Origin of the sequence: Actinomadura rugatobispora, assembly GCF_042656285.1 — a bacterium.
Taxonomy (GTDB): domain Bacteria; phylum Actinomycetota; class Actinomycetes; order Streptosporangiales; family Streptosporangiaceae; genus Spirillospora; species Spirillospora rugatobispora.
Genome location: NZ_JBHSON010000326.1, coordinates 1 through 531, shown reverse-complemented (window position 1 = coordinate 531; position 531 = coordinate 1). Strand labels below are relative to the sequence as shown.

Sequence of the window (531 nt, the reverse complement as noted above, 5' to 3'; positions counted from 1 at the left end):
GTTCTGTTCGGTAAAGACGGCAAAACTCCACTAAGCCCGCTTGAGTGGGCTGAGTCTCTTAAGGAGACGGCTCCGCATCTGTTCCCACGCGCAGAAGGCACCGGCGCGGGCGGACACAAACCAAACGGCGGTGGCAGCCTGAAACGTTCCGAAATGAGCGCCAGCGACAAAGCGGACTACATCCGCAAACACGGCCAGCAGGCCTTCCTCAAACTTCCGAAATAAGGGATTCAAACCATGGCAACGACTGTTAATACCGACCTGGTTATTTATGACGATCTGGCGCAGACCGCGTTTCTTGAGCGTCGCCAGGACAATCTGGAAGTGTTCAACGCTTCCTCCAACGGTGCGATTTTGCTGGATAACGAACTGTTTGAAGGTGATTTCCGTAAACGCGCCTTCTACAAAGTTGGTGGTTCCATCGAATCGCGCAATGTGAACTCTGTCGATAAAGTCACAGGTAAAAAAATCGGTGCCGGTGAAGCGGTATCCGTTAAAGCACCGTGGAAATACGGTCCGTATGAAACCACG

At 52.5% G+C, this 531-nt stretch carries 2 protein-coding genes; both read left to right on the top strand.

Translation table 11 applies throughout. The annotated features are described in order from the left end of the window. Positions 1-225 (top strand): hypothetical protein (locus ACFPZN_RS56635; RefSeq protein WP_378293784.1); only part of this gene is annotated, 225 nt, incomplete at its 5' end. Positions 226-237: 12 nt separating this feature from the next. Next, positions 238-531, top strand: a 294-nt coding sequence (locus ACFPZN_RS56630) for a major capsid protein (protein ID WP_378293782.1), incomplete at its 3' end; no start/stop codon positions are given.